This window comes from Paenibacillus radicibacter (genome assembly GCF_024721995.1).
In the GTDB taxonomy this organism is placed as follows: domain Bacteria; phylum Bacillota; class Bacilli; order Paenibacillales; family NBRC-103111; genus Paenibacillus_AM; species Paenibacillus_AM radicibacter.
In genome coordinates, this window is sequence record NZ_JANQBC010000026.1 from 1 (window position 1) to 8,405 (window position 8,405).

At 40.8% G+C, this 8,405-nt stretch carries 9 protein-coding genes and 1 pseudogene; 2 read left to right on the forward strand and 8 right to left on the reverse strand.

Annotated elements, in window-relative coordinates; translation table 11 throughout:
• The 7 genes from NV379_RS25665 to NV379_RS25695 form a co-directional block, all read right to left on the reverse strand.
• On the reverse strand, positions 1 to 799 hold a 799-nt coding region (locus NV379_RS25665), incomplete at its 3' end, for a hypothetical protein (RefSeq protein ID WP_258210180.1).
• Positions 771 to 1,346: an RNA polymerase sigma factor gene (locus NV379_RS25670; RefSeq protein ID WP_258210181.1), complete on the reverse strand. Its 576-nt coding sequence runs from the start codon at positions 1,344 to 1,346 to the stop codon at positions 771 to 773. The genes NV379_RS25670 and NV379_RS25665, both read right to left, overlap by 29 nt.
• Before the next feature lie 227 nt (positions 1,347 to 1,573).
• On the reverse strand, positions 1,574 to 2,416 hold the full coding sequence (locus tag NV379_RS25675; RefSeq protein WP_258210182.1) for a tyrosine-type recombinase/integrase: 843 nt from the start codon (positions 2,414 to 2,416) through the stop codon (positions 1,574 to 1,576).
• Positions 2,417 to 2,575: 159 nt separating this feature from the next.
• The gene (locus NV379_RS25680) at positions 2,576 to 3,565 is read right to left on the reverse strand and encodes a hypothetical protein (protein ID WP_258210183.1); all 990 of its coding nucleotides are present in this window, start codon (positions 3,563 to 3,565) and stop codon (positions 2,576 to 2,578) included.
• Positions 3,566 to 3,579: 14 nt separating this feature from the next.
• Positions 3,580 to 4,341: an RNA polymerase sigma factor gene (locus NV379_RS25685; RefSeq protein ID WP_258210184.1), complete on the reverse strand. Its 762-nt coding sequence runs from the start codon at positions 4,339 to 4,341 to the stop codon at positions 3,580 to 3,582.
• 285 nt (positions 4,342 to 4,626) lie between these two features.
• Entirely contained in the window at positions 4,627 to 5,265 is a 639-nt protein-coding gene (locus NV379_RS25690) for an NAD(P)-dependent oxidoreductase (RefSeq protein ID WP_258210185.1), read from the reverse strand.
• Between the two features lie 315 nt (positions 5,266 to 5,580).
• The gene (locus NV379_RS25695) at positions 5,581 to 6,147 is read right to left on the reverse strand and encodes a TetR/AcrR family transcriptional regulator (protein ID WP_258210186.1); all 567 of its coding nucleotides are present in this window, start codon (positions 6,145 to 6,147) and stop codon (positions 5,581 to 5,583) included.
• A 140-nt stretch (positions 6,148 to 6,287) separates the two neighbouring features.
• Between NV379_RS25695 and NV379_RS25700 the strand changes: the two genes are divergently transcribed.
• Both NV379_RS25700 and NV379_RS25705 read left to right on the forward strand, forming a co-directional pair.
• Positions 6,288 to 7,751: an MDR family MFS transporter gene (locus tag NV379_RS25700; RefSeq protein WP_258210188.1), complete on the forward strand. Its 1,464-nt coding sequence runs from the start codon at positions 6,288 to 6,290 to the stop codon at positions 7,749 to 7,751.
• A gap of 96 nt (positions 7,752 to 7,847) precedes the next feature.
• Positions 7,848 to 8,012, forward strand: a pseudogene (locus NV379_RS25705) (PadR family transcriptional regulator); the annotation flags it as partial.
• 159 nt (positions 8,013 to 8,171) lie between these two features.
• Here NV379_RS25705 and NV379_RS25710 read toward each other — a convergent pair.
• The coding region (locus NV379_RS25710; RefSeq protein WP_258210187.1) for a peptide-methionine (S)-S-oxide reductase at positions 8,172 to 8,405 on the reverse strand (234 nt) is incomplete at its 5' end.

Sequence of the window (8,405 nt, forward strand, 5' to 3'; positions counted from 1 at the left end):
TATTCTCGTCAACATAATAATAAGTGTCCACATCATTGATAACCGTTTTAGCATCCGATGATGGAGAACTAAGGAAAAATTTCGTTTCTTCCTTTCCTGATGTGAAGTAACTTGTATAGTTTACTTCATGCTTACGATTCGAATAAGTAATTATAATGGAGCTTGGTTGATTTCCAATTTTCTGAGTATAGTAACCAAGCTCTTGTCCATTTGAAGCTGTACCAAAAATCATCTCCCCTTTTTTACCGGATCCAATCGCAGGGTTCATATAAATTGATGCTTCTTTAAATTGGTATCCTTCTGAGAGATTAGGCTGAATTTGATTCGATTTGAATGGAGCCGCAAGCGCCTTTATAAATTGACTTATATCAGTGTATTTATATGGCGAAGTGACATGCATGACCTGATCTGTTTTTTTGTTCAGAATATCATCTTTACTACCAAAATAGACTGTAGCTGATTCTCCAGGAGAAATCTTATTCCTGATTTCTTCGAGTGCTTGTTGATACTCAGGTAAGACTTTACTATCTGTTGATCTTACCTCTATAACAACGTTTCCATTTTTGTCTTTTAACTCGATCCATTTTGTTGTCGCGTAGGTGAATCCGCAGAGCAATCCCACGATCACGATAACGAATGCAGTTCGTTTAAAAACATTAGGTTTTAAATTCGTCTTGCATTCCCGTTCATCAATACGATTTATTATTCTTGTAGAAAAATCCTGTATAGGCAAATCCGATCTATTAAAAAGAATTTTTAACTCTTCCATATCATCTTCGAAATGCTGTTTTTGGGACATTTGAACACTCCTCCAATTGAATAATTTTCATCTTCAATTTTTTGCGAATACGCTCAAACCTTTTACGTACTGTTGTCGGTTTACAGTTCATAATCCTGCTAATTTCATCAAAGCTTTGGTCCTCCCATACTCTAAGCACAAGCAAGTTTCTGTCCTCCGCAGATAGTAAGTCTAATACGTCATGAACAGATAATGATGCATAATCTACTTCCTGCTTTGCTTGAGCTAATTGCGTACGATAAAGTGCTATCAACTTATGGCGTAGACTTCGCTTCTTTAGTAAATTAATGCAGTGATTATATGCAACTGTATACAACCATCCAGAAAAGGACGTTCCTTGGGCATATTGGTGTATATTTTGGTAACACTTTAAAAAGATTTCCTGAACCGCATCCTCGGCCTCTTCTTTATTCCTGAGCATATGGTAACTATATACGTGAATTTTACGTTGGTATTCACAAACCAGCGTTCGAAACGCTTCCTTGTTTCCGTTTTTTACTTGAGCCACAATTATATCTATTTCTAACTCTTCGCTTTTCTGATTCATAAATTCTCCTTTCATACCAGGGCCCTGTTTATATGAGTAATAACAATCAATATAGATGATTTGTGACATCTTTATTATTATTTTGAAGAAATCAATAAAACATATCAAAAAGACAGTTCCTACGGGCCATGTCAAAGACATTAATTAAGCTATTACAATGTTAGCTTCCCTACGTTAAACTGCCCTTTAGTTGAGAAACAGTTTTTTGACTCAATATTTCAGAAATGCTAAAAAAACCGGCGGTAGAGTTCTCGTCGGCGTTCCCCGCGCAGCTGGGCATAAATTTGAGTAGTTGATGCTTTTTCATGCCCCAACATGCCTTGAATGAAATCTAATGGTGCTCCGTTATCAAGAAGCTGACACGCATAGGTATGACGAAAGCGATGCGGATATACATTCGCTTCGAGCTCTCCCCTATCTGCAAGCCGTTTTAATATCCACCTGATCGTTGGAATAGCCATACGTCTTGTTGGATGTGTATCGGTTACAAATAAGGCCTTACAGGAATCCTCACGGCTAGCGAGATACTTCTTCAACCAAACTTTACACTCTGTTGTAAAGTAAACCTCTCTCTGTTTTGAACCCTTACCGTTTACAATAGCGGAGCAGTTCTCCCAGTTCAGGTCTTCAATGTTTAACTTCTCCACCTCTCCAACTCGGCAGCCGGTACTGTAGAGAAACTCCAGAATTGCCCTTCCCCTCAGGGACTGGCAAGAGATTTTCAAGTGAATGACATCTTCCTCAATCAAAAACTTAGGAATACGCTTGTCCATTTTGGGCTCGCGTAACTTCAAAGCTGGATTTAAGGCTAAGTATGTTTCTTCATAGGCAAAGCGAAATAGGGAACGAACAAAACGGATACGATGTCCTAAACTGCTAGGTTTCAATCGACTGGACTGCTTTGCTAAGTATTCCTTCAACAAGTTAAGTGTAACCTTAGAAATATCTAGGTCTCCTAGTTCTCTTAGTAGCATCTTGAGCTGCAGAGCGTAGGCTTTCAATGTATTCGGACTAAATCCTTGGATACTTTTATCAGCTTCGTAGAGTCGCCATAACTCACTTAATATCATAAAAAACCTCCCATAAGAGCTATTAAATCTAGTTTTGCTTCTTATGGAAGGTTTTAATCTATATAACTAGCGTGTTCCGTTAGCGGAATCAAAAAAAACTTATGGGGCTTTCACGTGTTCATAGATGGGCAGTCGATGACATGAAATTTCATACTCGACTTATCCTAAAATGGCTTCTGCCCGTAAAATCTGATTATACATCTGCTCTAGAATGGCCACGCCTAACGTTTCGTTCTCTTTCGCGCACTCCAACAAAGTAATCGCATGTTCAGCATTCTTTAAGTCGTTCGGATCACCGCCATGCGGGTGAGGGAACAAGCATTGAAACACACGGAATACTTCCGCAACTTTTTCGTAATGCATCGCCGCTTCCATAGCCAGTTCACAAATTTCCTTCTCCATATTTGTCTTCGCAGACCATTTGGAGGGTAAAGACTGCAGAAACTGTACGGCAAATTCCCGAGCATCACCGACAACTTCGGCATTATAGGCGTTACCGAAAGGATTTACCGTACGATTTCGGAATGCCTGAATCCAAGCGTCATAACCAGCTAGTCCGTGTCTATAATCTTTGGACAAGGTCGGAGCTTCTTCACGGGCAAATTTCACAATTCTCTCAAGAGCTATTTTCCAGGCTTGCAACTGGTCGACAAGAACTGATTCCCGAGCACGTAGCATGAAGACGAAATTCAAGGGCAGCTCGTTTAATTTCGAATAAGGTAGAGGTCCCTCTTGCGACGGGTCTTTGCAGTAGAGTTCCTGCTTTTCATCATCGTACCCGTAAATAACTCCGAACTCCGGAATAAACAGACTCCAACCGATAGCTGGTACGCCACGGTCGATAGTCTCTTGTGCGAACCTGACGGCTTCCTCGAGCTTTTCCGGAGGGGCGGGCGTCGGAAACCCATATAGCTGTTCGCAAGTGAAGCCGAGAATGTTGAGCCCTTTCTCTAGTAGCTCTGTCGGTGAGAACATCGTTGGTCCCGCAGGACTTACATCGTTCGGATGGATGTTGATGCGGAATGCATGGCCCGTTAATCCCATTATATCAACTAGTGTGTATGAATCTTTTTTGTCCGTGTATTGCAGGATTGCAAAAATCGATTGTGCTGCGGCAGTAAACGTTTTTTCCCAAGAACGTTCGGTCATGACAGACCATCTCCTCACATTGGTATCGGCGGCACAAGAATGCGGCGAGTGCATCCACCGGTTTCTTTTTTCTCTTGCGCATACCCTTGAAAATAGACACGAATCCGTTCCCTTTGCACTTTTGTACGTGAGCGAGAGATTGACGTATATACGGAGCCTAATGACACTCCAAGCGCTTCCGCAATTTCTCCCGGAGCCAACTGACGAAACACGTGTGCCTCAAAAATCGCGCGTTCTTTGGGCGTCAGGCATTGGAGTAGCTGAAAGAGGTCAACATACAGTTCCTTGCGCATCCATAGAACCTGTGGGTCCTGATTAGTGTGTCGCTCTTCGTTCAACTTGGCCGTCATCCGAAACAGCAGACGATCCAAATCGGAGCCTTCACCTTGATGGAGACTCTTGGTATGTAGAGATTCCAAGACGGAAAAGGAGCTCTCTTTCCCATTCGGGCCTCCCCGGCGAAGTTTCATCATTGCTTGATTTTTGACGATCCGTTGTAGCCAATATTTGAATTTCCCAGGCTCTATCAACGTTTCGATTCGTAAAAAAGCTGAGATTAGTGCTTCCTGCACAATATCCTCCGCCAACTGACCATCATGTGTGATGGAGGACGCCCAACCCAAAGCTCGTTCACGGTGACGGCGCACCAATTCACCGAACGCTTCCCGATTACCATAGCGTGCGTTTTCGACAAGTTGGTCGTCTTTCATCATCACGACCGTCTCAGAATTTTTTGCGGACGAATTAGAAAGTTGGAACAGCTCTTGTGTATACACAGATTCACTCCTGAGTGCAATTTATACTTGGTATCAATTCGTGTCTCATAGTTAGATGCCTAACGCAGCAGAAAACTTACATCTCAGTATAGTTTTTTTAAAATATTTTCAGGATTTCGCCTTTGAACTCCTTGTAGTTAATCTGCCGGTTAGCTTAGAAGGCTACCGATCCATTGCTGGCGGTAGGCTTCTCCTGATGATTATTGAGCTAAAGTACCCGTTAGCTTAACGATGTGTATGAGTATGATTACTTATGACGAAGACTCTTGAACAAGGAAATTAATATTAATTTGAGATAAACGGTGCTTTTTGTAAATACTTTAGATTTTCAATTTGGTTAATGATAAAAGTCGCTATATCTCGATTAGTTATTTTTGTTCCTGGCATATCTGTAAGATTTTCTTTTATGAATCCTATTTCTGTGCCATCAACTATAAACGGTAGCCTAATTAGAGTCCATTTAATTAGTTTATTCTGATTAAGAATATGCCATTCTTTTTTCTTATCTATCATCATATTTGAGTAGATGATTTCAAACAACTTTGCCCCAACTCTATTTATAATGCTCTTTTTATCCCCATTAATAGTTAGAGATCCACCCGTAACACCAATATAACGATCGATTTGTAAATCAGTCATTACTTCAATTATATTCTCAGTTACACTGCTATATATCGGTTTCTCTTTGATTGGCTGACCAAAAGTATTTATAACTATTTGACAATCTTTTAATAGTTTTCGAATATCCTCCAAATTTCGTACATTTCCTTCTACAATCTCAATCCTAGCGTCTCTATAAGATAACTTTTCTGGATTTCTAACCAACATACGAACTTGATACCCATTCTCTAGCGCTTTAGAAGCAATATAACGTCCTACCTTTCCTGTCCCTCCGATTATAGCTATTTTATAAGGATTAACCATAATATACCTCCAAAATCAACATAATAATGTGTATACGGTCAAACTCAGTTTTAGATTCAAATTTACAGTCATTCAACTAACCTGCTAGTTAGCTTAACGCCCCTGCCAGTCCATAACTATTCAAGACACATCCAATCAAAAGAACCGGCATTCACCGGTTCTCTTCACCTTCCTGGTCTACTAACTAATTGCCCCTACTCCCTGCTAAGCCCGTTAATATCCCAATTGAACCCAGCGCTTTCCTGAGGTCAATTGGAATTCAGGGACGGTGAACGTTTTCTAATTATGTATGGCTTCATTCTCCTTGGCGTTTCTCTACTTCCAGAATAAATCCTTATTAAGCAGTTCATAAAAATAATCGTCCATCTGCTCCGGCGGAACCTGCCGTCCGCCTTGCAGCCACCAAATACTGAGCGAGGAACTGACTTCTGAATAAACTTCTGCAATGATCTCAATTGGCAACGAAAATTTTTTCCCTTTCTGATTCAGTTCAAGCATAAGCTGCTTTAGCACTTCTTTTTGTTTACTTTTAATATAGCTAGTGAATACTTCATCGTTTTTTTGCGTTTGCATGATTTTAGTGTATAACTCGAGATTAGGGTTTTTGGACGTATTTTGAAACGGTGTTTGAAGCAGCTCATCTACACTGAATTTCATATATTCATCTTTATCTTGTGATAACCATAGAACCAGCAAGTCAAATTTATCTTCAAAATGCTTATAAAAAGTAGTCCGGTGGACCATAGCCTTTTCACAAATCTGATTTACAGTAATAGAGCTGAAATGCTGGCCAGGTTCCGACAGCAATTCTTCTAACGCTTTCCTCAATAGCTTGTGTGTTCTCCTTACCCGCAGATCATTTCCCGATCCAGCAGTTTTCATCTACACTTCACCTCAATCTGTAGTGTATCTTTACTTTCTTCCACAATTGATTCTTACAGTAATTATTCTACACCTGTATATTATATATCATAAAGTAGATTTACCACAGATGTGAGAGATGTAGGAGAGAGGGAATGTCTATGAACGTAACAGAGTCGGTATCAACGAATAAAAAAATCGACTTAACCAAAGTTAAACGAGGGCCAATTATCATTTCGTTACTCCTCGGTGCCTTTGTCGCGATTCTCAACGAAACGTTGTTGGGTAATGCATTGCCGGATTTAATGAAGGAATTTGGTGTCACGGCATCGACCATTCAATGGTTAAGCACCGCATACATGCTTGTCGTTGGCGTTCTAATACCGGTTACGGCTGTTTTACAACAGTGGTTTACGACTAAGCAGCTATTTTTAACAGCTATGATTTTGTTTTTAGCAGGTACACTTCTTGCGGCATTTGCACCTTCATTTGGCTTCTTACTTGCGGGTCGTATTGTTCAAGCATTTGGCACAGGGTTGCTGCTCCCGATTATGATGAATACGATTCTCATCATCTATCCGCCAGAACAACGTGGCGGGGCAATGGGATTAATGGGATTGGTCATGATGTTCGCACCAGCCCTTGGGCCTACAATCTCTGGCTTTATTATTGATTCGCTGGATTGGCACTGGTTATTTTATATGGTCATTCCTTTTGCGGTGATCTCGATTATCATCGGAGCTGTATACTTGACGAACGTAATGGAAATCAAGAAACCAAAGGTCGATATATTGTCAATCATTCTATCCACGCTAGGTTTTGGAGGAATCGTCTACAGTTTTAGTAAATCCGGCGATCTTGGTTGGTTCGATCCAGAAGTGTATTTGACGCTGATTATTGGCGCAATTTCATTAGTCTGGTTTGTCATCAGACAATTGAGCATTGCTAATCCGATCCTTGACCTGCGAACCTTTAGGTATCCGGTATTTTCATTAATGGTCGTTCTGACTGTTATCATCATGATGACAATGTTCTCCACAATGGTTGTATTGCCGATGTTCTTACAGGGTGTACTATTAATCACCGCTTTTAAATCCGGTTTAATTATGCTGCCGGGGAGTGTATTGAACGGATTGCTGGCTCCGGTATCAGGTAAACTGTTCGACAAATTCGGTCCGCGCGTCGTCATTATTCCGGGTGTTATTTTAATCGCAGTGGCGATATGGTTGTTCACGGGCATTGATGCTTCAGTTACGATGGGGCAAATTATTGCCATCCATTGCTTATTGCTCATTGCGATTGCACTTGTCATAATGCCAACCCAAACCCATGGGCTTAACCAACTGCCTATGGATTTGTATCCGCACGGTACGGCAATTTTCAGCACGCTTCAGCAAGTCTCAGGTTCGATCGGTACGGCATTATTTATTAGCCGAATATCTGCCGGACAATCCAGTTACTTGGCAAAGTCAACCAACCCGAATGATCCGACGGAGATCGGTGCAGCTACATTAGCAGGCTTTGATGCTGCGTTCACTTTAGGACTTATTCTCTCCGTAATTGCTATAGTTGTTTCTCTCTTCATCAAACGTTCCAAACATATACAGATGGACAAACTACAATAACAAATCGAGGGATAACTTCTCCATAGCTCAACAGACTGCCGAGATTATTGGCAGCCTGAATAGTATATCGTATCATGCAAGTATGGAGGTGATTGTATGAGCAAGAACAAAATCACATCCGACCGGCTGCACGGACATTCTGATACAATGATTTTACGGCTCTTGTCCGAATCTGACCGCTACGGCTATGAGATTGTCAAGCTGATTGCCGAGCGCTCAGGTGGTGAGTATGAATTAAAGGAACCCACGATGTACTCCAGCGTCTAATTTCAAGGAATTTTGATACGTAAATAAAGATAGTTATTCCACTGTCTCAAAAAGCATGCTTTTCGAGACAATCTAAATAAATCAAGGAAGGCCGTCGCAAATGACGGCCTTCCTTGATTGTACTATCGTTCCTTGTTAGCTTAATATTCTCCCTTACTTATACCTGCTTAATATTTCTTCTGGAATATGACAATAATCATTTGGACATTTAGCTAATATATCTTGATGTTCTTCTGCACTTCTCACATAGTTTATGAGAGGTAATACTTCAACAACTATAAGTTCATAATCATTTCTCTCACTAAGAAACGCCTTCGCCTCTTTTAAGTGTTCAGGCTTTTCACTGTATACTCCCGTTCTGTATTTCTCGCCAACGTCCTGTCCTTG

Coding starts and splice junctions, on each gene's coding strand:
- NV379_RS25670 (WP_258210181.1), bottom strand. CDS start 1,346: ATGAATCAGAAAAGCGAAGAGTTAGAAATAGATATAATTGTGGCTCAA.
- NV379_RS25675 (WP_258210182.1), bottom strand. CDS start 2,416: ATGATATTAAGTGAGTTATGGCGACTCTACGAAGCTGATAAAAGTATC.
- NV379_RS25680 (WP_258210183.1), bottom strand. CDS start 3,565: ATGACCGAACGTTCTTGGGAAAAAACGTTTACTGCCGCAGCACAATCG.
- NV379_RS25690 (WP_258210185.1), bottom strand. CDS start 5,265: ATGGTTAATCCTTATAAAATAGCTATAATCGGAGGGACAGGAAAGGTA.
- NV379_RS25695 (WP_258210186.1), bottom strand. CDS start 6,147: ATGAAAACTGCTGGATCGGGAAATGATCTGCGGGTAAGGAGAACACAC.
- NV379_RS25700 (WP_258210188.1), top strand. CDS start 6,288: ATGAACGTAACAGAGTCGGTATCAACGAATAAAAAAATCGACTTAACC.